This is a genomic window from Streptomyces sp. PL-25 (assembly GCF_058344915.1).
This window is the reverse complement of sequence record NZ_CP136997.1, coordinates 2134693-2155206: the sequence shown is the minus strand read 5'-3', so window position 1 is coordinate 2155206 and position 20514 is coordinate 2134693. Positions and strand designations below refer to the sequence as shown.

The window sequence follows — 20514 nt, the reverse complement described above, 5'->3', positions numbered from 1 at the left end:
TCGCATCCCTTGGGCAGCCCTAGCGTCGGCGCCATGGAGCAGAACGAGAAGATCGCCTTCCTGGGGCTCGGCAGCATGGGCACGCCCATGGCCCGCCGGCTCCTGGCGGCCGGGCACCCGTTGACCGTCTGGAACCGCACGGCGGCCAGGGCGGCCCCGCTGGCCGCCGAGGGTGCCCGCGCCGCCGGGGGGCCCGCCGACGCGGTCCGGGACGCCGATGTGGTGATCACGATGCTCACCGGTCCGGACGCGCTCGCCGAGGTCGCCGACGCGGTGCTGCCCGCGCTGCCCGCCGGTGCGCACTGGGTGGAGATGTCGACGGTCGGACCGGACGCGGTGCACGCGCTCGCGGCCCGTCTGGACGGCCGGGCCCGCCTCGTGGACGCCCCGGTCATGGGCAGCACCGACCGGGCGGCCGAGGGCCGTCTCGGCATCCTCGCGGGCGGCGACAGCACCGGCGTCGAACGCGTCCTGTCGCACCTCGGCACCGTCACCCGCACCGGCCCCTGTGGCACGGGCGCCGCGCTGAAACTCGTCCTCAACACCGCCGCGATCGGCGGTGTCGCGCTGGTCGCCGAGGCGCTGCGGCTCGCCGACGCCCTCGGCCTCGACGCGGACACCGCCCGGGGCGCGCTGGCCGCAGGACCGCTCGCCGGAGCAGTCGCCCGCGCCTTCTCCGCCGACGCCCGCTTCACCACCGCCCTGGCCGTCAAGGACCTGGCGCTCGCCACCGCCCGCGCCGAACTCCCCGTCGTCCGGGCGGCGTCGGACGGCTACCGGCGGGCCGCCGAGGACGATCCCGCCCTCGCCGCCGCCGACCTCTCCCGGGCCGCCGCCCGGATCCGTACCCGCATCCCCGCTTGAGGAGCACCACCGTGCAGATCACCCTGGGCAGCCCCGCCGACGCCCCGCAGCCGCTGAGCCCCTACTACTCCCAGGTCGCCCGGGTCGAACAGGCCGACGGCGGCGCCCTGCTGTTCGTCTCCGGCCAGATCGCCGAGGGCGCCACGCTCGCCGAGCAGAGCCAGGGGATCTTCGAGACCCTCGCCGCGCTGCTTGAGCCGCACGGCGCGGGCCTGGCGGACGTCATCAGCATCCGCACCTATCTGACCGACATCGGCGGCATCGCCGAGTACGCCGCCGTGCGCGGGCGCCACCTCACCGGGACCCCGCCCACCAGCATGACCGTCGAGGTGCCCCGGCTGTTCCGGCCCGAGGCGCTGATCGAGGTGGAGGCCGTGGCGGCCGTGCCCGGCCGCGCGTGACCGGCGTGGATGTGGAGGCTTCGTAGATGTGAAGGGTTCGTACGAGGTTGCGGCCGGGCGCCGGGGTGCCGGACGGCGCGGGGGCCGGCGCGACTAGGGTCGGGTCCGGGACGGGTTCCCCCGCGTACCGCCCCGGCCCGGGACCTGACCCCTGGACCGGGGCCCGTGGACCGGGGCCGACGCCCGTGGCCTCGCGCCCGGACGCACGGCGGCCCGCCCGGCCGGCCCACCGGGGAGCAACGCACCGGCCCACCGGGATCAGCGCACCGAGAAGCCGTACACCGTCTCCGAGCGGAACACCTCACCCGGGCGCAGCACGGTGCTCGGGAAGCCGGGGCGGTTGGGGGAGTCGGGGAAGTGCTGGGTCTCCAGGGCGATCCCGGCGCCGGACGCGAACGGTCCCGCGGCCAGGTGGTCGGCGGTGTAGACCTGGAGTCCCGGCTCGGTGGTGGCCACCGTCAGCACCCGCCCGGACTCCGGGTCGTACAGCTCGGCGGCCTCCTCGGGGCTCGCGGTGACGCCCTTGTCCAGGACGAAGTTGTGGTCGTAGCCGGGGCCCGCCGGGCGCGGCTCACGGAAGTCGAAGCGGGAGCCGGTGACGTCCGCCGCGTCGCCCGCCGGGATCAGCCGCGCGTCGACCGGGGTGTACCGGGAGGCGGCCAGGCGCAGCGTGTGCCCGGTCGCGGGCGTCCCGGAGGCGGCCCCGGCCAGGTTCCAGTAGGTGTGGTTGGTCGGGTTGACGACGGTCGGCGCGTCCGTGACGGCCTCATAGGCCAGATGCAGGGCGCCCGACGCGTCCAGCGTGCAGGTGACCACGGTCTCCAGCCGCCCCGGGAAGCCCTCCTCGCCGTCCGGGCTGACCCGGGACAGGCGTACGCCGTGCTCGACCGGCTCCGCGTCCCACACCCGCTTGTCGAAGCCGCGCGCGCCGCCGTGCAGCGTGTTGGCCCCCTCGTTCGGCGTGACCGTGTACGTCCACCCGTCCAGGGCGAAGCGGCCGCCCTCGATCCGGTTGGCGTACCGGCCGATCAGCGCGCCGAGATACGGCTCCGGATGGGCGAGGTAGCCGTCCACCGAGGGGAAGCCCAGCACCACGTCCGCGGTACGCCCGTCCCGGTCCGGGACCTCGACCGACTGCACGATCCCGCCGTAGGACAGCACCCGTACCCGCACCCCGGCCCGCTCCAGCGTCCAGCGGTGCACCGGCGTGCCGTCGGAAAGTGTGCTGAAAAGTTCGTTCATGGGGGAACCCTAGGTCACGGATCTGTGGCCGTGACAGTGCGGTAGGCGATCTCCGCCAGCCTGGCCTGGCCGTTGCGGCTGGGGTGGAACCAGTCCCAGTGGCTCAGCTGCTTGGTGCCGAACCGGTAGTCGAAGACCGCGTTGTCGTCGAAGCGGCAGCGGCGGTCCTTCGCGCACACCTCGGCCAGCACCTTGTTGTACTCCACCACCCGGGCCTGCACCGTGTCCCGCCGCTGGGTGGCCGCCGCGTCCAGCGCGTCCGCGTCGCCGAGCATCGACGGGCAGATGCCCAGCTTCCAGACCTGCTTGCCCAGCGCGTTGGTCCGGCCCTGCGACCACAGCCGCTTCAGGTTCGGCACGCTGGAGACGTACACCTCCGTCTTCGGCAGCGCCTGCCGCAGGGCGGTCATGGCGGACTGGAACTGGCGGCGGAAGTCCGCCACCGGCGTCATCTGGCCGGTGGAGTCCCGGCACGCGTCGTTCGCCCCGGCCATCACCGTCACCAGCTCCGGCCGGTGCAGCACCGCCCGCTCCATCTGCGCGCGCAGATCGGCCATCCGGGAACCGGTCACCGCGTGGTTCCAGCTGCGCTGCGCCGCTCCGGTCACCCCGAGCAGCCGCACGGCCAGGCTGTCCACGCCCGCGTCGCTGCCCGTCGCCCAGGAGACCTCCGGACAGTCCGTCAGCACCATGCACGCGTCGAAGCCGCGGGTGATGGAGTCGCCCACCGCGGCGATGGAATCCGGACGGGTGTTCCACACCGGAGCGGGCGACGCGGACCGGCCGGCCGCGGTGCCCGCCTCCCGGCCGCCGGAGGCGCCCGCACCGGCCGCGTCGCAGCCCGCCGCGGTCAGTACGGCGGCCGCCACGACGGCATGGGCGGCCCGCAGCCGGTGATTTCGCTTGGGCATGCCGGTCTTCCCCTCGGTCGTCGTGCGGTGGTCCCTTCCAGAACAACGCCTGAGGGTTCCCAGCCTCACCCGATGTGACGGCGCACACCCGTACAAGCGTCCCCCCGGGTGAATGGCGGGCGTTTCCAGGCCCCGGGACCGACCGTACGTCACACTCCCCGGCCCGTCGCACGGTAGCCTCGCCCTCAGTGTGGCCCCGCGCCACTGCCGCCCGCCCGCCCCCTTCCCCGCTCTGCTCGGAGGTCCCGGTGACGACACGTGGAGTTCTGTACGTGCACTCCGCGCCGCGCGCGCTGTGCCCGCACGTCGAGTGGGCCGTCGCCGGGGTGCTCGGCACCCGCGTCAGCCTGGACTGGATCCGCCAGCCGGCCGCCCCCGGCACCTGGCGCTCGGAGTTCTCCTGGCAGGGCCAGGCCGGCACCGCCTCCAAGCTGGCCTCCGCGCTGCGCGGCTGGCACCTGCTGCGCTTCGAGGTCACCGCCGAGCCCTGCGCGAGCGCCGAGGGCGAGCGCTACAGCTGCACCCCCGAGCTGGGCATCTTCCACGCCGTCACCGGCATCCACGGCGACATCCTCATCCCCGAGGACCGCCTGCGCGCCGCGCTGACCCGCTCCCAGCGCGGCGAGACCGACCTGGAGGCCGAGATCGCCAAGCTCCTCGGCAAGCCCTGGGACGACGAACTGGAGCCGTTCCGCTACGCGGGTGAAGGCGCCCCGGTCCGCTGGCTCCACCAGGTGGTCTGAGCCCGGCGGGCGGGCGCGGACGAACGGCGACGGCTGCGGCCCGGACCCCGACGGGGGTCCGGGCCGCAGCCGTTCACTCGGACGGTGCCGGGCGTCCTCAGATCGTGCGGAACGCCAGGACGACGTTGTGCCCGCCGAAGCCGAACGAGTCGTTCAGCGCGGCGATCCGGCCCTCGACCGGCAGTTTGCGGGCCTCGCCGCGGACCACGTCCGCGTTGGCCTCGGCCTCGGGGTCGATGTCGTCGAGGTTGATGGTCGGCGGCGCCACCCGGTGGTACAGGGCCAGCACGGTCGCCACCGACTCCACACCGCCCGCGCCACCGAGCAGGTGACCGGTCATCGACTTGGTCGCGGAGACCGCCATGTGGTCGGCGTCGTCGCCGAACACCTTCCGCAGCGCCTTCAGCTCGGCGATGTCACCGGCGGGCGTCGAGGTGGCGTGCGCGTTGACGTGCACGATCTCGGCCGGGTCCAGGTCGTTGCGGTCCAGCAGGTTCTGCAGGGCGTGCGAGATGCCGCGGCCCTCCGGCTCCGGCTGCACGATGTCGTGGCTGTCGGCGGAGATGCCCTGGCCGACCGCCTCCGCGTAGACGCGGGCGCCGCGCGCGGCGGCGTGCTCGGCGGACTCCAGCACGATCACGCCCGCGCCCTCGCCGAGGACGAAGCCGTCCCGGGCGACGTCGTAGGGGCGCGACGCCGTCTCGGGGTTCTCGTTGTTCTTGGACATCGCCATCATGTTGCCGAACGCGGCGATGGGCAGCGGGTGGATCGCCGCCTCGGTGCCGCCGGCGACGACCACGTCGGCCCGGCCGGTACGGATCATCTCGATGGCGTAGCCGATGGCCTCGGCGCCCGAGGCGCAGGCGGAGACCGGGGTGTGCACGCCCGCGCGGGCGCCCACGAGCAGGCCGACGTTGGCCGAGGGGCCGTTCGGCATCAGCATGGGGACGGTGTGCGGGGAGACGCGGCGTACGCCCTTCTCCTTCAGCACGTCGTACTGGTCCAGCAGGGTCGTCACGCCGCCGATGCCGGAGGCGATGACCGCACCGAGCCGGTCGGGGTCGACGGCGCCGTCGCTGCCGTCCTCGCCGGCCTTGCCGGAGAAACCGGCGTCCTGCCACGCCTCCTGGGCCGCGATCAGCGCGAACTGCGCCGAACGGTCCAGCCTGCGAGCCTGCGGACGCGGAATGATCTCGGTCGGCTCGACGGCGATCGGAGCCGCGATACGGACGGCCTGCTCGGCCGCCCAGTCCTGGGTGAGGGGCTTGACCCCGGACTTGCCGGCGATCAGACCCTCCCAGGTAGAGGCTGCGTCGCCACCCAGCGGTGTGGTTGCGCCGATACCGGTGACGACCACGGTGCGATTGGTCGGGCTCACGGGAATTCTTTCTCCAACGGAACGAGGATCAAAAACGGCGCCACCGCCGGGTGGCGGGGCATCAGCCCACAGCAGTGATCGGTAGATCAGCTCTGGTGCTTGAGGATGTAGTCGGTGGCGTCCCCGACCGTCTTGAGGTTCTTGACGTCCTCGTCCGGGATCTTGACGTCGAAACGCTCTTCGGCGGCGACGACGACCTCGACCATGGACAGCGAGTCGACGTCCAGGTCGTCGGTGAAGGACTTGTCCAGCTGGACGTCCTCGGTGGGGATACCGGCGATCTCGTTCACGATCTCGGCGAGACCGTCGAGGATCTCCTTCTGAGTGGCGGCCATGTCGGCGCTCCTTCGTAGATGTTCAGAGGGTGTGGCGCCCGCCGCGGCAGCGGCAGGTGTGGCAGTGCCGTACCGGACCCCATGATCCGGCACGGAGTGCCTAGGGGAGGGTAACGACCGTAGCGGCGTAGACGAGACCCGCCCCGAAGCCGATGACGAGCGCGGTGTCGCCGCTCTTCGCCTCGCCGGTCGCCAGGAGCCGCTCCATCGCGAGCGGGATCGAGGCGGCCGAGGTGTTGCCGGTGGTGCGGATGTCACGGGCGACCGTGACGTGCTCCGGCAGTTTCAGGGTCTTCACCATCGAGTCGATGATCCGCACATTGGCCTGGTGCGGGATGAAGACGTCCAGGTCGTCCGGGGTGATCCCGGCCGCTTCCAGCGCCTGCTGGGCGACCTTCGCCATCTCGAACACGGCCCAGCGGAACACCGCCTGGCCCTCCTGCGTGATCGCGGGGAACTTGACGTTGCCCTCGCTGTCCCGGGGCAGACCGTCGAGGTCGCCGCTGCGGAAGCGGTCCCAGGGGACGGTCTGCTTGATCGTCTCGGACTTGTCGCCCTCCGAGCCCCAGACCGTCGGGCCGATCGCCGGCTCCTGGGAGGGGCCGACCACGACCGCGCCGGCGCCGTCGCCGAACAGGAAGGCCGTGGCACGGTCCTCCAGGTCGGTCAGGTCGCTCAGCCGCTCCACGCCGATGACGAGCACGTACTCGGCGGAACCCTCCACCACCATGCCCTTGGCCAGCGTGAGGCCGTAGCCGAAGCCCGCGCAGCCCGCCGAGATGTCGAACGCGGCGGCCCTGTCCGTGCCCAGCCTGTCGGCGATCTCGGTCGCGACGGCCGGGGTCTGGCTGAAGTGCGACACGGTCGAGACGACCACGGCGTCGATCTGCTCGGGGGTGATCCCGGCGTCCGCGACGGCCTTGCCGGCCGCCTCGATCGACATGGCCGCGACGGTCTCCTCGGGGCCCGCCCAGTGCCGGGTCTCGATACCGGAGCGCGACCGGATCCACTCGTCGGACGAGTCGATCTTCTCGAGGATCACCTCGTTGGGCACCACCCGGGTCGGGCGGTAGCCGCCGACACCGAGGATGCGCGCGTACGGGGCGCCCTTGCTGGGCCTGATCTTCGACATGAACGTCGGCTCCTTCGGTCGTCAGGCGTTCGCGTGCTCGGCGATGAGCTCGCGGGCCGCGTCGAGGTCGTCGGGGGTCTTCAGCGCCAGCGTCCGCACGCCGGGCAGCGCCCGCTTGGCCAGACCGGTCAGCGTGCCACCCGGGCACACCTCGACCAGCGCGGTGGCGCCCAGCTCCTCGAAGGTCTTCATGCACAGGTCCCAGCGGACCGGGTTGGCGACCTGGCCGACCAGCCGCTCCACGACCTCGGCGCCGCTCGTCACGGCCCGGCCGTCCTTGTTGGAGACGTAGGTGACCTTCGGGTCGCCCGGCTCCAGCGCCTTCGCGGCCTCGGCGAGCCGGTCGACCGCGGGGGCCATGTGGGCGGTGTGGAAGGCACCGGCCACCTTCAGCGGCACGACCTTGCGCACGCCCTCCGGCTTGTTCTCGGCCAGCTCGGCGAGCTGCTCCAGGGTGCCGGCGGCCACGATCTGGCCCGCGCCGTTGACGTTCGCCGGGGTCAGGCCCAGCTTCTCCAGGTGCGCGACGGAGACCTCGGGGTCGCCGCCGAGCAGCGCCGACATGCCCGTCGCGGTGATCGCGGCGGCCTCGGCCATCGCCAGCCCGCGCCGGCGGACCAGGGTCAGCGCCGCGGTGTCGCCCAGCACGCCCGCGAAGGCCGCGGCGGTGATCTCGCCCACGCTGTGCCCGGCGACGGCATCGGGTGCCACGTCACCGAGTGCCGCGGCCGACAGGATCCCGGCGGCGACCAGCAGCGGCTGCGCCACCGCGGTGTCACGGATGGCGTCCGCGTCGGCCTGCGTCCCGTAGTGGACGAGGTCCAGGCCGATGGCGTCCGACCAGGCGGCCACACGATCGGCGGCACCGGGCAGTTCGAGCCAGGGGGTCAGGAAGCCGGGCGTCTGGGCGCCCTGGCCGGGAGCGACGAGTACGAGCACTCTCACACTCTCTCTTGGGGACGGGCATGGCCGCCCGTGAGGACAGGGACGAAGAACACTGAGGGGTTTTGTGGACCCCCGACAAAAGGCTAGGCCTGGGTATCTCCATCGGCCAGACGCCCCAGGATCAGGGCGATCCGCAGCGTGAACGCGGATCGTACATCGGAGGGGGACCATCCGGTGACGTCAGTCACACGTCGGAGCCGGTAGCGCACGGTGTTCGGGTGAACGAAGAGCATCCGGGCCGCCCCCTCCAGACTGCTCGCCTGCTCCAGATAGACACTCAGCGTCTCCAGGAGCGCGGACCCGGCCTCCTCCAGCGGTCTGTAGATCTCCTCTACCAACTGCTCCCGGGCGCTCGGATCCCCGGCGATGGCGCGCTCCGGCAGCAGATCGTCCGCCAGCACCGGGCGGGGCGCGTCCTGCCAGGCGAAACAGGCTTTGAGACCGGCCGCGGCGGCCTGCGCGGACCGGGTGGCGGCCAGCAGGTCGGGCACGATCGGCCCGGCCACCACCGGCCCGGCCGCGTACGGCCCGATCAGCGACCTGGCCACGGCCAGCGGATTGTCGTCGCCGCCCGCGATCACCACCAGACGGTCGCCGAGCACCCCGGTCAGCACCTGGAGCTTGGCGTGCCGGGCGGCCCGCCGGATGGCCTCCACGGTCAGCTCGGAGTCGCCCTCGGGCGCGGTGCCCAGCACCACGCACACATGGTCGGGCGAGTTCCAGCCGAGCGCGGCGGCCCGCGACACGGCGCCCTCGTCGGCCTCCCCGCTGAGCACCGCGTTCACCACCAGCGACTCCAGGCGCGCGTCCCAGGCACCGCGTGCCTCGGCGGCCTGGGCGTAGACCTGGGCGGTGGCGAAGGCGATCTCCCGGGCGTACACGAGCAGCGCCTCGCGCAGCACGTTCTCGTCGCCGGGCGCGGCCACCTCGTCGATGGCGCTCTCCATGACCTCGATGGTGGTGCGCACCATCTCCACGGTCTGCCGCAGCGTGATCGCCCGCGTCAGCTCGCGCGGCGCCGTCCCGAACACATCGGTGGAGATCGCCTGCGGGGCGTCCGGGTGCCGGAACCACTCGGTGAACGCGGCGATGCCCGCCTGGGCCACAAGGCCGATCCAGGACCGGTTCTCCGGTGGCATGGCCCGGTACCACGGCAGCGATTCGTCCATCCGCGCGATGGCCTGCGCGGCGAGCGACCCGGAGGACCTCTCCAGCCGTTTCAGGGTCGCGGAGTGCCGGTGGGCGGGGCGGGCGGCGGCTTCGGGGCGGTGGGATTCGGGTTCGGGCACGGGGACAAGACTGCCTTATCCGGACGTGCGTGCGTGCCGCGGGTCGGACCGGGGGCCCGCGGCCCCGTCCCGCGGGGCTACGGTGGGGCGCGTGAGCACGGACGTACGACGCGCCGCGGACCGCTACCCGGGCGGCGACGAGGGCGCCGGGATCAGCACCCGGCACGCCTTCTCCTTCGGCCCCCACTACGACCCGGACAACCTCGGCCACGGCGCCCTGATCGCCTGCAACGAGGAGCACCTGGCCCCCGGCGCGGGCTTCGCCGAACACCCGCACAGCCACACCGAGATCGTCACCTGGGTCGTCGAGGGCGAACTGACCCACCGCGACTCCACCGGCCGCCGCACGGTGATCCGCCCCGGCGACCTCCAGCACCTGTCCGCCGCGGCCGGCGTGCGCCACACCGAACGCAACGACGCGGACGTCCCGCTGACCTTCGTCCAGATGTGGCTGACCCCGCTGCACCCCGGCGGCGAGCCCCGCTACGAGGCCGTACGCGCCCTGCCCGCCGACACTTCGTACCCCGTGCCCGGGGCGGGCGCCACCCTGCGCGTCCTGCGCCTGCGCGCGGGCGGACGCGCCCTGCTCCCGTCCGCCCCGCACGTGTACGTCCACGTCGTGCGCGGCGAACTGCGCCTGCCCGGCCACCTCTTGGCCCCGGGCGACGCGGCCCGCCTCACCGCCCCGGCCGAGGCCGAGCGGGAGGCGGTGGCGGTGGGCGCCGCCGAAGTGCTGGTGTGGGAACTGCGCGGGCGGTAGCCCGCAGAACCCCTCACACGCCCCGGAGTTCCGCCAGCACCCCGTCCGTGAAGGCCGGCCACGCCTCGATCGCCCAGGGGCCGAAGGCGCGGTCGGTCAGGGCGACGCAGGACGCGCCCGCGTCGGGGTCGGTCCACAGGAAGGTGCCGGACTGGCCGAAGTGGCCGAAGGTGCGCGGGGAGGAGGAAGTACCCGTCCAGTGCGGGGACTTGGCGTCGCGGATCTCGAAGCCGAGGCCCCAGTCGTTGGGGTTCTGGTGGCCGTAGCCCGGCAGGACGCCCTTGGTGCCCGGGTACTGGACGGTCATCGCCCCGGCGACCGTGCGCGGGTCCAGCAGGCGGGGGGCCTGGAGTTCGGCGGCGAAGCGCAGCAGGTCCTCGACGGTGGAGACGCCGTCCTTGGCGGGGGAGCCGTCCAGGACGGTCGCGGTCATGCCCAGCGGTTCCAGCACCGCCTGGCGCGCGTACTCCCCGAAGGGGATGTCCGTCGCCTTGGCCACATGGTCGCCGAGCTGCTCGAAACCGGCGTTGGAGTACAGCCGCCGCTCACCGGGCGGCGCCGTCACCCGGTGCTCGTCGAAGGCCAGCCCCGAGGTGTGGGCGAGCAGATGGCGGACCGTGGCACCGGGCGGCCCGGCCGGCTCGTCCAGCTCGACGGCGCCCTCCTCGTAGGCGACGAGGACCGCGTAGGCGGCCAGCGGCTTGGTCACCGAGGCCAGCGGGAAGCGGTGCCCCGTGGGGCCGTGGGTGCCTACGACCGTGCCGTCCGCGCGGACCACGCCCGCCGCGGCGGTGGGCACCGGCCAGTTCTCGATCGACGCCAGGCTGTTCAACGACATGCGCCGAGCCTACGCGGCCGGGCCGCGCGCCCAGGACCGGACCACCGGTGTGACAAATACCCCTCCGAGGTGCTCCGGTCGAATGAGAAACGTCGCGAGATGCGCTCAGCCGCACGTGTCACGCGTCCGGTCCGGCCACCGGGGCTGACCACCATGCCCCCCATGAAACGCTTCTCCCAGCACCTCGGCGCGCTGCGTACCCGCGTCGGTGCCACCGGAACCGCCTGGGCCCTGGCCGCGGCGGCGGCGCCCGCCCTCGCCCTCGGGCTCGGCGCGGCCCCCGCCCACGCCGCGCCGCTCCCGGGCGGCCTCGGCCCGTGTGTCCCCGGCTCCTGCCCGAACCCGTTCCCCGGCATCAACAACGGGCCCCTCGCCGGCCGCGACAACGCCATCAACATCTTCGTCGGCGACGACTTCCTGGTGCGCGGCCGGGCCGCGGAGGCGGAGGGCCGGGTCGTCGTCCTCGACGACTTCGACCAGAACAAGGACCCGGCCGGCAGCAGCCTGTACAACCTCGGCATCGTCGGCGTGGGTTCGCGCGTACCGCCGCCCACCGACGCGGACTTCCTGACCACCGGCGGCAATGTCACCATCGCGCCCGGCCAGCGGCTGGAGACCACCGGCGGGATCCTCGGCGAGCGGGGCATCGTGCGCTACGCGGGCACCGAGTCCGGCACGGTCAACGGCGAACTCGTCCACGACCCGGACGCCGCCCAGCCGTACACGGCGCTCAGGAACCAGCTCACCGCGGCCAGCCAGTGCTACGCCCGCGTCGGCGGCCAGCCCCGGCAGGCGACCGGCACCGCCGTCAACGAAGGCGGCCAGACCGTGTTCCGGGGCGACGGGACCTCCGCCCTCCAGGTCTTCAACGTCGACTTCGACCTGACCGCGCCCGGCGGCGGCCAGCAGGGCATCGTCTTCGAGAACGTCCCCGCCGACGCCACCGTCCTGGTCAACATCGTCGGCGGCGACCGCACCATCAACACCTACAGCGGCGGCATCGACGACAGCACCGACCCGCTCAACGCCTACCGCGAGCGGCTGCTGTGGAACTTCCCCGACGCCACCACGGTCCACCTCAGCGGCACCGGGCAGATGCAGGGCAGCTTCCTCATGGGCGACCAGGCGTCGATGACGACCGTCACCCTGCCCGGCATCAACGGCCGTTTCTTCACGACCGGTTCGCTCACCCACACCAGCGCGGCGACGGGCGGCGGCGGCCAGGAGTTCCACGCCTATCCCTTCGACGGCGACCTGCCCGACTGCGGCGGCACCGGCCCGACCACGGGCGAGGTGCGCGTGGTGAAGACCGACGCGACCACCGGCGACACCCTGCCGGGCGCCGACTTCGAGCTGTGGCGCGAGACCAACGACGTCCCCGGTCTCCAGACCACGGGCGCCGACCCGGACACCCGAGTCACCTCCTGCACCACCGGCGACGACGGACGCTGCGGGGTGACCGTGGCGACCGGCACGTACTACTGGCGGGAGACCGCGGCCCCCGACGGCTACGACCTGCCCGACCCGAACGTCTTCGGCCCGCTGACCCTCACCGCCGACAACGCGGCGCAGGGCGTGCAGGCCGTGGCCAAGGACACCCGCAGCACCGTGCCGCCGGTCAGCGGCGAGGTGCGCATCCTCAAGACCGACGCCGATACCGGTGACGTGCTGGAGGGCGCCGACTTCGAGCTGTGGCGCGAGACCAACGGCGAGGCCGGTCTCCAGACCACGGGCGCGAACCCGGACACCCAGGTCACCTCCTGCACCACGGGCACCAACGGCCGCTGCTCGGTCACGGTCGAGACGGGCACGTACTACTGGCGGGAGACCGCGGCCCCCGACGGCTACGACCTGCCCGACCCGGACGTGTTCGGCCCGCTGACCCTCACCGAGGCCAACGCGGAGGCCGGTGTGCAGGCTGTGGCCGCCGACACCCGCTCCAGCGTCCCGCACGGCAACGGCGCCATCCACCTGACCAAGACCGACCGCAAGGACGGCAGCCCGCTGGCGGGTGCCGTGTTCGAGGCCTGGCGCGAGACCAACGGCGTCCCCGGTCTCCAGACCACCGGCGCGGACCCGGACACCCGGGTCGGCGGCGGCTGCTCGACCGACTCCGCGGGCCACTGCGCCTTCGACGACCTCCCGGCCGGCGAGTACTACCTGCGCGAGACGGCCGTGCCCGAGGGCTACGTCCTGCCCGGCAACCCGGTCTCCGGTCCCTACCGGGTGACCGACAGCTCCACCGCCGTGGACGTCAGCCTCTCCAACGAGCGCGGCGAGCCCTGCAAGGGCAAGGACTGCTCGTACGGGTACTGACCGACCGGGTCCGCCGACCCGCTGACGGGCGGGCCGGGCCCCCGGTCCGTTCACCGGTTCGGCCGTCCTCCCCAGGGCGGCCGGAGCGGCCCGGCGCTTCACTGGCAGGAGAAGCCCGCTCCGCTCAGGAGGTCTCCGCCGTGGGTCCTGCCCGTATCCGCATATCCGGCGCCGCCACCGCAACGGTGGCGGCGCTGGCCTGCGTGGCGCTCGCCGTGCCGGGCGCCGCCGCCGCTCCCGGCGGCGCGGCCGCCGAGTGCACCGCGCCGACCGGCCCCTACCAGCGGCCGCTGGAGCAGTACCTCGGCCTGCCCGTCGACGGGATCCAGTCCCCGGCGGACTGCGAGGCCGTGCGCGCCTTCCAGAACGCGCACCAGGTCCCCCGCACCGACGGCTACGCGGACCTGGCCACCTACCGCTACATGCTCGCCGCGCAGGCCGCGGCCGACCCCAACGCGGCCGGCCACTGCCCGGTGCGCGGCTACCGGGTCACCTGCGTCGACATGGACCGGCAGCTGCTGTGGGTGCAGACCGGCGCGCACGTCGACTTCCGCCCGGTGCCGATCCGCACCGGCCGCGACACCCAGGAGACCCGGCCCGGCTGGCACTCCGTCTACTGGCGCGACAAGGACCACGTCTCCTCGCTGTACGACGACGCCCCGATGCCGTACTCGCAGTTCTTCGACGGCGGACAGGCCCTGCACGGGCACCCGGGCAACCTCTACGACGGCGGCGGCTCGGCCGGCTGCGTCAACCTCACGGTGAGCGACGCGGCGGCCCTGTGGGACCTGCTCGCCCTGCACGACGCCGTCTACGTCTGGGGCACCAAGCCCGGCACCGCGGGCTGACCCGGCCGGGAAAGGCGGGGCCCCGGTCTCAGAGCAGCAGTTCCAGCAGCGGGTCCGGCTTCGGACGGAAGCCGAGCGAGGCGTACAGCGGGGCGGCCTCGGCGGAGGCGGTGAGCTGGATCCGGCGCGCACCGCGCTCGCGGAACCACTCCAGCAGCGTGCCCATGCACGCGCGCGCGTACCCGCGCCTGCGGGCGTCGGAGTCGGTGGCGACACTGAAGACGTAGCCCACCGTGCCGGTCGGGTCGCCGGCCTTCCCGATGCGGTAGTCGACCGTCCCGGCCACCAGCGCCGCCAGCGCTCCGGGCCGCTCGGGGTGGTCGACGACGAAGGCCGCGAAGCCGCCGTCCGGGTCGCCCAGCCGGGCCCGCAGGGCGGGCAGGGACCGCTGGTGCCACGCGGTGGACGGATCGGAACCGGGCAGCGAGTCGATCATCACCTGGCGCAGCCGCAGCACTTCGGCGGCGTCCGCGGGTTCGGCACGTCGTACGAGACTCATGCCTTCGCACGCTAGTCATTGCCGTCCGCCCGTGTCCCGCGCTTTTCCCGCCCGGCCGGGGGACCGCCCTTGCTTCGAGCGCACTCCAAGGCCCTAGCGTGGGGACCATGACGGTGACGCAGACCACGGCCGTGGCCACCCGGGAGACGCCGCAGAGCGAGGACACCAGCACCGGCCTGTGCGCCGAGCCGCGGCGGCGTCCGCGCCCGGACGGACAGGACAGCTACACCATCAGCGAGGTCGTCGCCTTCACCGGGCTGACCGCCCACACCCTGCGCTGGTACGAGCGGATCGGCCTGATGGCCCACGTCGACCGCTCGCACACCGGCCAGCGCCGCTACAGCAACCGCGACCTGGACTGGCTCGGCCTGGTCGGCAAGCTGCGGCGGACCGGCATGCCGGTGGCCGACATGGTGCGGTACGCGGAGCTGGTGCGCCAGGGCGAGCAGACGTACGGGGAGCGGTTCGAGCTGCTGGAGGCGACCCGCCGGGACGTGCTGTCCCGGATCGCCGAACTCCAGGACACCCTGGCCGTGCTGGACGGCAAGATCGGCTTCTACGCGGCGGCCGGGAGCGGGGCCCGCTGAGCCGTCCGGGCCCGCCCCGGCCGTACGGCCCGGCGGCGGGCTCACAGCTCGGCGAGCAGCTCCGCCTTCTTCACCGAGAACTCCTCGTCCGTCACCAGACCCGCCTGGTGCAGCTCCCCGAGGTGGCGGATCCGCTCCGCGATGTCGGCGGGGTCGCGGCGGGCCGCCGGGACCGACAGCGCGGGCGCGGGCGCGGCCACCCGCACCGCGGCCAGCACCGCCGCCGCGAACGGCAGCGACTCGTGCACCGGCCCGTAGCCGCGGCCGAACACCACCGCCGCCGGGTCCTGGTCGGGCTGCGGCGGCTGCCCCGCGCCCGCGGTGGCGCCGGCCGCCCCGCAGCCCTCGCGCGGCAGCAGCCGCAGATGGCCCTCGAAGGACTCCGGGGAGCGCCACTCCACCCCGCTCAGCGCGGCCACCGGGAAGTGCTGGTCGCCCGTCTTCCACTTGGCCGAGGACGCCCCGGTCCAGGACCAGCGGAAGCGCACGGCGCCGCCGTCGAAGGACGCCTTGCCGTCGTACGCCTTGAACTGGAGCGGCGGCTCGGGCGCGGCCACCAGATGGCGGTCGGCGGGCCCGCTCCCGGTGAGCCGGGCGTTCAGCTCGTCGGCGTAGCGCCCGGCGAGGGCCTCGCGGTCGGCGGGCAGCACCAGCCGGTAGGGGTCGCAGCCCTCCTTGAGCTGCCCGTCGGCCGCGTCCATCAGCGGATCGGCGCCCGGCCGCGGTGCGGCGCGCAGGACCACGGTCCCGCGCCGCCCCGGCGTGAGCGTCACCGACGCGAGCGCGTCCAGCGGAACGCGGCGCTCGCCGAGTGCCTGGAAGAGCTTCGGTGTCCGTATCCCCCGTTCGTAACGGATGAGCACGGAATCGGACGCGAACTCCCAGGCAGCGTGAAATCCGGCCAGTACGTCACCCATGCGGCTCATCGTAGGGGGCACGCGCTGCTTCGTCCCTCCCCTGGCGGACCGCACTTCCTGCTGTCTCTACGCGCGTTCGGCCGTCGTCGTGCCGGACAAACCCGCCCGGCATCCGTCATTGTCATGGGCGCACCGCACGGCGTCGTACGCGCCGACGCCGATCTCGGCGAAGTTGGCCAGGCTGTCGGTGCCCGGCTCGAAGTAGCCGGCGTGGCCCTCGGCCGTCTCGGCGGACAGCACCCGGGCGCCGAAGGCGCCGGAGACCGGGTCGGCGCCGTGGCCGAGACCGCCCAGCTCCAGGTAGGGCACGTCGCGGATCCAGTCGGTGGCGTCCCGCATCGCCCAGACGTGCGCCGAGGTGTTCAGGCGGGACGCCTTCTGGGCGCGCATGCCGGGGCTGGCGGCGACCGCTATGTCGGCGACCCGGCCGGGCAGCTCCCGGGCGGCCACCCCGCAGAGCACCGAGCCGTAGCTGTGGCAGAACAGGGCGACGGGCGCGCTGCCGGGCAGCGCGCGCAGCAGCTTGTTCAGCCGCACCGCGCCCTCCTCGGCGCGCATCGCGGTGGCCGCGTCCACGCCGATGCCGCTGGGCGCGGTGTAGTCGGCCCAGGCGATCACGGCGGTGCGGGTGGCGGGGGCGGCGGTGCGTTCGGCGGCGTACAGCGCCTGCGCCATGCCGTACGGCGCCGAGTAGGGGCGGTAGGTCTTGCGGAACGTGATCAGGTCGGTGTCGACGCCGGGGACGACGACGGAGACCCGCTGGGCCCGGGGCAGGTCGCCGAAGACCTCGGCGACGCGGCCGGAGCCGGTGGGGTCGAAGGCGAGGATCTGGCGGCCCGTGCCCAGCAGCGAGGCGAAGCGGTGCATCCGCCGGCCGGCGGCCTGCTGCCCGGCGGGGGAGAGCCTGCTGTCGTGCATGCGCTCGCGTTCGACGTCCCGGGCCTGGCCGAGCGCGACCCGGTTGGCCAGATAGCGCAGCGGTACCGGGGCGCCGTTCATGTTGCCGACCGCGAGCGGGTAGCGGTGCGCGAGCCGGGTGCGGTCCTGCGCGGTGAGCGAGGTGAAGAAGCGGGTCAGCCGGGCGGAACCCGCCTCGGGGTCCGGCAGCCGGTGCCCGTGCAGGCTCCCGTGCTCCCAGGCGGACAGGGATGCCTGGAGGGCGGTGGTCCCGCGCTGGTGGCGCACGGCGGTCCAGCCGGTGGTCGCCAGCATCACGAAGACCACGGCCAGCGCGAGCAGCGCGCGCCAGACGTTGAGCTGCGGGGAGGTGTCGAAGGAAGTCACTGGGAGGACACACTAGGAGAACGGGGCGGTCTCGCGTCAATCGAGTGACCGGGATCACGTTTCACTTGGCGTGCCGTGTGTCACCGCCCGCACGGCTGTTCAAGATCGGCCGCGCATACGGAAGTTCAAGATCCGCGCGGTAAGTGCCGCGGGGTCACGGACGGGTGGTCCGCCAGTTCCCGGTGAGCGCCGGACCCACCTGATCGAGGTACGCGGCGGTGAGCGTCCGGATCGCCTCCAGGCTGAGGTCCGGGCCCGCGCTCCACTGACGGCCCGTCACCCGCATCGCCCCGCCGAAGAGGGCCACCAGCAGCCGCGGGCGCGGATCGGTGTCCGCGTCCAGGCCCTCGCGGGCGGCGAGCAGCCGGGCGACCTGCTCCTCGGTCTCCGCCGCACGGCGCAGCTGCGCGGCGAGCAGGACGGGCGTCGACTCGATGGTGCAGAACATCCGCAGATACAGCTCGACGGGCACGACGCTCAGCACGGCGTCGCTGATCGTGTCCCAGCCCTCCAGGACCGCCTGGCGCAGCGCCTCCAGCGGGGCCTCGTGCGGCGGACGGGCGCGCAGCGCCTCGACGAAGTGCGCCTCCACCATGTCCTGCACGGCGAAGGCGGCCTCCTCCTTGCCGGGGAAGTACCGGAAGAAGGTGCGCTGCGAGACGCCGACGGCCTCGGCGATGCCATCCACCGTCGTGCGCTCGTAGCCGACGGTGGTGAACAGCTCCAGCGCGGCCCGCAGCAGGGCGTCCCGGGTGCGCTGCTTCTTGCGCTCACGCAGCCCCGGTGGTGGTGCCGCCTCGGCGGTCCCCGCCGTCTCCATGTGCCTCTCCGGACCTCTCGGCGAACTGTTTCCCCAGTTCAGCCTATAGGAGGCTGACATGTCAGTTACCGACTTGTGAATTGGTTTGTCATTTGTCAGTCGCTGACATTAGCCTCGAATGTATGACTAGTCAGACCACCGTCGACACGACAGGGCCGGGGGACAAGGCGTCAGCCCTGTCGGACCCCGCACCGGCCAAGGGGATGCGCGGACACCCGTGGGTCACGCTCATCACCGTCGCCGTAGGGGTCATGATGGTGGCCCTCGACGGCACCATCGTGGCCATCGCCAACCCGGCGATCCAGAAGGACCTGCACGCCAGCTTCGCCGACGTCCAGTGGATCACCAACGGATACTTCCTCGCGCTGGCCGTCTCCCTGATCACCGCGGGCAAGCTCGGTGACCGCTTCGGGCACCGGCAGACCTTCCTGATCGGCGTGACCGGCTTCGCCGCCGCCTCCGGCGCGATCGGTCTGTCGAGCACCATCGCCATGGTGGTCGTCTTCCGCGTGCTCCAGGGCCTGTTCGGCGCGCTGCTGATGCCGGCCGCGCTCGGCCTGCTGCGGGCCACCTTCCCGGCCGAGAAGCTCAACATGGCCATCGGTATCTGGGGCATGGTCATCGGCGCCTCCACCGCCGGTGGCCCGATCCTCGGCGGCGTCCTCGTCGAGCACGTCAACTGGCAGTCGGTGTTCTTCATCAACGTGCCGGTCGGCGCCCTCGCCCTGGTGCTCGGCCTGCTCATCCTGCTGGACCACCGCGCCGAGAACGCGCCGCGCTCCTTCGACATCCCCGGCATCGCGCTGCTCTCCGGTGCGATGTTCTGCCTGGTGTGGGCGCTCATCAAGGCCCCGGCCTGGGGCTGGGGCGACGGCAAGACCTGGGCCTTCCTCGCCGGGTCCGTACTGGGCTTCGTCCTCTTCTCCGTCTGGGAGACGAAGGTCAAGGAGCCGCTGATCCCGCTCGGCCTCTTCCGCTCGGTGCCGCTGTCGGCCGGTGTGGTCCTGATGGTGCTGATGGCCATCGCCTTCCTCGGCGGCCTCTTCTTCGTCACCTTCTACCTCCAGAACGTGCACGGCCTGAGCCCGATCAGCGCGGGTCTGCACCTGCTGCCGCTGACCGGCATGATGATCGTCGGCTCGCCGCTCGCGGGCGCGCTGATCACCAAGGCCGGACCGCGCATCCCGCTCGCGGGCGGCATGGCCGTCACCGCCCTCGCCATGTTCGGCATGTCCACCCTGGACACCGGCACCGGCAGCGCCACCATGTCGGTCTGGTTCGCCCTGCTCGGCCTCGGCCTGGCCCCGGTCATGGTCGGCGCCACCGAGGTCATCGTCGGCAACGCCCCGATGGAGCTGTCCGGTGTGGCCGGCGGTCTCCAGCAGGCCGCCATGCAGATCGGCGGCAGCCTCGGTACGGCCGTGCTGGGCGGCGTGATGGCCTCCAAGGTCGACCACGCGCTGCCGGGCAACTGGAAGGACGCGGGCCTGCCGCCGCTCACCCCCGCCCAGGCGGACCAGGCGTCCGAGGCGGTCCAGGTCGGCGTCGCCCCGGTGCCGAAGGGGGTGCCTGCGGAGGTCGCCGCGAAGATCACCTCCGTCGCGCACGACACGTTCATCTCCGGGATGAGCCTCGCCTCGCTGGTCGCCGCCGGTGTCGCCGTGGTGGCCGTCCTGGTCGCGCTGCTCACCAAGCGCGGCGTCAACGCGGAGGCGGGCGCGGGCGTCGGCCACATCTGACGCGCGGCGGTCGGCCCGGTGCGGTTTCCCCTATCAGGGTGACCGCACCGCGCAATCGCCGCCCCCGGTCCCGGCCGCGGGTGACAGTGGGCCATGTCCGGTACGGGAAGACGACCCCGACGAGCGGGACGAGCGGAACGGCGGGGGCGCCGGTCCATGGCGCGCCGCCGGAGGGGGGCGGCGCGTCGGCCGGGCCGGAAGGCGGCATGCGGCTTGCGCGGACGGCCCGTGCGGACGGCCCGTACGGATGGCCCGTCAGAACCGGGGTACCCGCTCCCCGAACCCCGATGGAACTCCAACCCGACCCGGGGTTCGAGGAGTTGATGATGGCGGGCTTCGGACACCGAACGCGCGGGTACCCCCGTTCACGGGGCCGGACGTGGCACCGGGAGGGGCCGGACCGCGCGACGCTCGGGATCATCGGAACCGTCTGCGCGGTCGCGGGCTTCTTCGCCCTCGGGATCGTGCTCGGCCCGGTGGCGGTCGTCTGCGGATGGCTGTCGATGGGCCGCAGCTGGACCGGCGCGAGCCGCTCCGTCCCGGCCCTGGTCGCCCTCGTCCTGGGCGCCGTAGACACCCTGCTCGCGCTGGTCGCGCTCGCCGGAGCCGCGACCTGGGGGCACGGCGTGCTCTGAGCGGCCGGACGGACGGCGCCCGCCGCGCGCG

The 20514-nt window shown here is 73.4% G+C and carries 21 protein-coding genes; 9 read left to right on the top strand and 12 right to left on the bottom strand.

The features are described 5' to 3' along the window. Positions 1-33 precede the first annotated feature (33 nt). Together R4Z62_RS09610 and R4Z62_RS09605 are read left to right on the top strand one after the other, a co-directional pair. A complete protein-coding gene (locus R4Z62_RS09610; protein ID WP_491519563.1) occupies positions 34-864 on the top strand; it encodes an NAD(P)-dependent oxidoreductase in 831 nt (276 codons plus the stop codon). Between the two features lie 11 nt (positions 865-875). Further along, the gene (locus tag R4Z62_RS09605; RefSeq protein ID WP_491519562.1) at positions 876-1265 is read left to right on the top strand and encodes a RidA family protein; all 390 of its coding nucleotides are present in this window, start codon (positions 876-878) and stop codon (positions 1263-1265) included. A gap of 258 nt (positions 1266-1523) precedes the next feature. On the opposite strand, the gene R4Z62_RS09600 is transcribed toward R4Z62_RS09605, so the two are convergent. Both R4Z62_RS09600 and R4Z62_RS09595 read right to left on the bottom strand, forming a co-directional pair. After that, on the bottom strand, positions 1524-2507 hold the full coding sequence (locus tag R4Z62_RS09600; RefSeq protein ID WP_491519561.1) for an aldose epimerase family protein: 984 nt from the start codon (positions 2505-2507) through the stop codon (positions 1524-1526). A 14-nt stretch (positions 2508-2521) separates the two neighbouring features. Beyond that, on the bottom strand, positions 2522-3418 hold the full coding sequence (locus R4Z62_RS09595) for an SGNH/GDSL hydrolase family protein (RefSeq protein ID WP_491519560.1): 897 nt from the start codon (positions 3416-3418) through the stop codon (positions 2522-2524). A gap of 248 nt (positions 3419-3666) precedes the next feature. Here R4Z62_RS09595 and R4Z62_RS09590 point away from each other — a divergent pair, with 248 nt between their 5' ends. Then, complete coding sequence (locus tag R4Z62_RS09590; protein ID WP_026253000.1) at positions 3667-4161, top strand: DUF3145 domain-containing protein; 495 nt, start codon at positions 3667-3669, stop codon at positions 4159-4161. 97 nt (positions 4162-4258) lie between these two features. Here the strand turns inward: R4Z62_RS09590 and R4Z62_RS09585 are convergent, their stop codons facing one another. The 5 genes from R4Z62_RS09585 to R4Z62_RS09565 form a co-directional block, all read right to left on the bottom strand. After that, entirely contained in the window at positions 4259-5539 is a 1281-nt protein-coding gene (locus R4Z62_RS09585; RefSeq protein WP_064533002.1) for a beta-ketoacyl-[acyl-carrier-protein] synthase family protein, read from the bottom strand. A gap of 86 nt (positions 5540-5625) precedes the next feature. Further along, a complete protein-coding gene (locus tag R4Z62_RS09580; protein ID WP_018570639.1) occupies positions 5626-5874 on the bottom strand; it encodes an acyl carrier protein in 249 nt (82 codons plus the stop codon). 100 nt (positions 5875-5974) lie between these two features. Beyond that, positions 5975-7006, bottom strand: coding sequence for a ketoacyl-ACP synthase III (locus R4Z62_RS09575; protein WP_491519559.1), 1032 nt, complete (start codon positions 7004-7006; stop codon positions 5975-5977). 21 nt (positions 7007-7027) lie between these two features. Further along, entirely contained in the window at positions 7028-7945 is a 918-nt protein-coding gene (locus R4Z62_RS09570; protein WP_385490042.1) for an ACP S-malonyltransferase, read from the bottom strand. Between the two features lie 89 nt (positions 7946-8034). Beyond that, a complete protein-coding gene (locus R4Z62_RS09565) occupies positions 8035-9240 on the bottom strand; it encodes a PucR family transcriptional regulator (RefSeq protein WP_491519558.1) in 1206 nt (401 codons plus the stop codon). Positions 9241-9331: 91 nt separating this feature from the next. Here R4Z62_RS09565 and R4Z62_RS09560 point away from each other — a divergent pair, with 91 nt between their 5' ends. Continuing rightward, the gene (locus tag R4Z62_RS09560; protein WP_491519557.1) at positions 9332-10000 is read left to right on the top strand and encodes a pirin family protein; all 669 of its coding nucleotides are present in this window, start codon (positions 9332-9334) and stop codon (positions 9998-10000) included. A 13-nt stretch (positions 10001-10013) separates the two neighbouring features. On the opposite strand, the gene R4Z62_RS09555 is transcribed toward R4Z62_RS09560, so the two are convergent. Then, positions 10014-10838, bottom strand: a complete 825-nt coding sequence (locus tag R4Z62_RS09555) for a serine hydrolase domain-containing protein (RefSeq protein WP_491519556.1) — start codon at positions 10836-10838, stop codon at positions 10014-10016. A 162-nt stretch (positions 10839-11000) separates the two neighbouring features. Between R4Z62_RS09555 and R4Z62_RS09550 the strand changes: the two genes are divergently transcribed. Together R4Z62_RS09550 and R4Z62_RS09545 are read left to right on the top strand one after the other, a co-directional pair. Beyond that, entirely contained in the window at positions 11001-13154 is a 2154-nt protein-coding gene (locus tag R4Z62_RS09550; protein ID WP_491519555.1) for a choice-of-anchor A family protein, read from the top strand. A gap of 140 nt (positions 13155-13294) precedes the next feature. Further along, positions 13295-14002 (top strand): L,D-transpeptidase family protein, encoded by a 708-nt coding sequence (locus R4Z62_RS09545; protein ID WP_107440609.1) that lies wholly within the window; start codon positions 13295-13297, stop codon positions 14000-14002. Positions 14003-14030: 28 nt separating this feature from the next. Here R4Z62_RS09545 and R4Z62_RS09540 read toward each other — a convergent pair whose 3' ends face one another. Beyond that, positions 14031-14501 carry a GNAT family N-acetyltransferase gene (locus R4Z62_RS09540; RefSeq protein ID WP_491519554.1) on the bottom strand — a complete coding sequence of 157 codons (471 nt, stop codon included), beginning with the start codon at positions 14499-14501 and terminating at the stop codon, positions 14031-14033. Positions 14502-14608: 107 nt separating this feature from the next. Between R4Z62_RS09540 and R4Z62_RS09535 the strand changes: the two genes are divergently transcribed. Continuing rightward, a complete protein-coding gene (locus R4Z62_RS09535) occupies positions 14609-15088 on the top strand; it encodes a MerR family transcriptional regulator (RefSeq protein ID WP_064532994.1) in 480 nt (159 codons plus the stop codon). A 41-nt stretch (positions 15089-15129) separates the two neighbouring features. Here R4Z62_RS09535 and R4Z62_RS09530 read toward each other — a convergent pair whose 3' ends face one another. The 3 genes from R4Z62_RS09530 to R4Z62_RS09520 form a co-directional block, all read right to left on the bottom strand. Beyond that, on the bottom strand, positions 15130-16005 hold the full coding sequence (locus tag R4Z62_RS09530; RefSeq protein ID WP_491519553.1) for a DUF4429 domain-containing protein: 876 nt from the start codon (positions 16003-16005) through the stop codon (positions 15130-15132). Positions 16006-16071: 66 nt separating this feature from the next. Then, entirely contained in the window at positions 16072-17289 is a 1218-nt protein-coding gene (locus tag R4Z62_RS09525; protein WP_064532992.1) for an alpha/beta hydrolase, read from the bottom strand. A gap of 154 nt (positions 17290-17443) precedes the next feature. After that, positions 17444-18109: a TetR family transcriptional regulator gene (locus tag R4Z62_RS09520; RefSeq protein ID WP_018570628.1), complete on the bottom strand. Its 666-nt coding sequence runs from the start codon at positions 18107-18109 to the stop codon at positions 17444-17446. A gap of 203 nt (positions 18110-18312) precedes the next feature. Between R4Z62_RS09520 and R4Z62_RS09515 the strand changes: the two genes are divergently transcribed. Further along, positions 18313-19848, top strand: a complete 1536-nt coding sequence (locus tag R4Z62_RS09515) for an MFS transporter (protein WP_382851634.1) — start codon at positions 18313-18315, stop codon at positions 19846-19848. Between the two features lie 326 nt (positions 19849-20174). After that, positions 20175-20483: a small hydrophobic protein gene (locus tag R4Z62_RS09510; RefSeq protein ID WP_491521855.1), complete on the top strand. Its 309-nt coding sequence runs from the start codon at positions 20175-20177 to the stop codon at positions 20481-20483. Positions 20484-20514 lie beyond the last annotated feature (31 nt).

Coding starts and splice junctions, on each gene's coding strand:
- R4Z62_RS09515 (WP_382851634.1), top strand. CDS start 18,313: ATGCGCGGACACCCGTGGGTCACGCTCATCACCGTCGCCGTAGGGGTC.
- R4Z62_RS09540 (WP_491519554.1), bottom strand. CDS start 14,501: ATGAGTCTCGTACGACGTGCCGAACCCGCGGACGCCGCCGAAGTGCTG.
- R4Z62_RS09535 (WP_064532994.1), top strand. CDS start 14,609: ATGACGGTGACGCAGACCACGGCCGTGGCCACCCGGGAGACGCCGCAG.
- R4Z62_RS09510 (WP_491521855.1), top strand. CDS start 20,175: ATGGCGGGCTTCGGACACCGAACGCGCGGGTACCCCCGTTCACGGGGC.
- R4Z62_RS09600 (WP_491519561.1), bottom strand. CDS start 2,507: ATGAACGAACTTTTCAGCACACTTTCCGACGGCACGCCGGTGCACCGC.
- R4Z62_RS09575 (WP_491519559.1), bottom strand. CDS start 7,006: ATGTCGAAGATCAGGCCCAGCAAGGGCGCCCCGTACGCGCGCATCCTC.
- R4Z62_RS09610 (WP_491519563.1), top strand. CDS start 34: ATGGAGCAGAACGAGAAGATCGCCTTCCTGGGGCTCGGCAGCATGGGC.
- R4Z62_RS09595 (WP_491519560.1), bottom strand. CDS start 3,418: ATGCCCAAGCGAAATCACCGGCTGCGGGCCGCCCATGCCGTCGTGGCG.
- R4Z62_RS09550 (WP_491519555.1), top strand. CDS start 11,001: ATGAAACGCTTCTCCCAGCACCTCGGCGCGCTGCGTACCCGCGTCGGT.
- R4Z62_RS09580 (WP_018570639.1), bottom strand. CDS start 5,874: ATGGCCGCCACTCAGAAGGAGATCCTCGACGGTCTCGCCGAGATCGTG.
- R4Z62_RS09555 (WP_491519556.1), bottom strand. CDS start 10,838: ATGTCGTTGAACAGCCTGGCGTCGATCGAGAACTGGCCGGTGCCCACC.
- R4Z62_RS09530 (WP_491519553.1), bottom strand. CDS start 16,005: ATGGGTGACGTACTGGCCGGATTTCACGCTGCCTGGGAGTTCGCGTCC.
- R4Z62_RS09520 (WP_018570628.1), bottom strand. CDS start 18,109: ATGGAGACGGCGGGGACCGCCGAGGCGGCACCACCACCGGGGCTGCGT.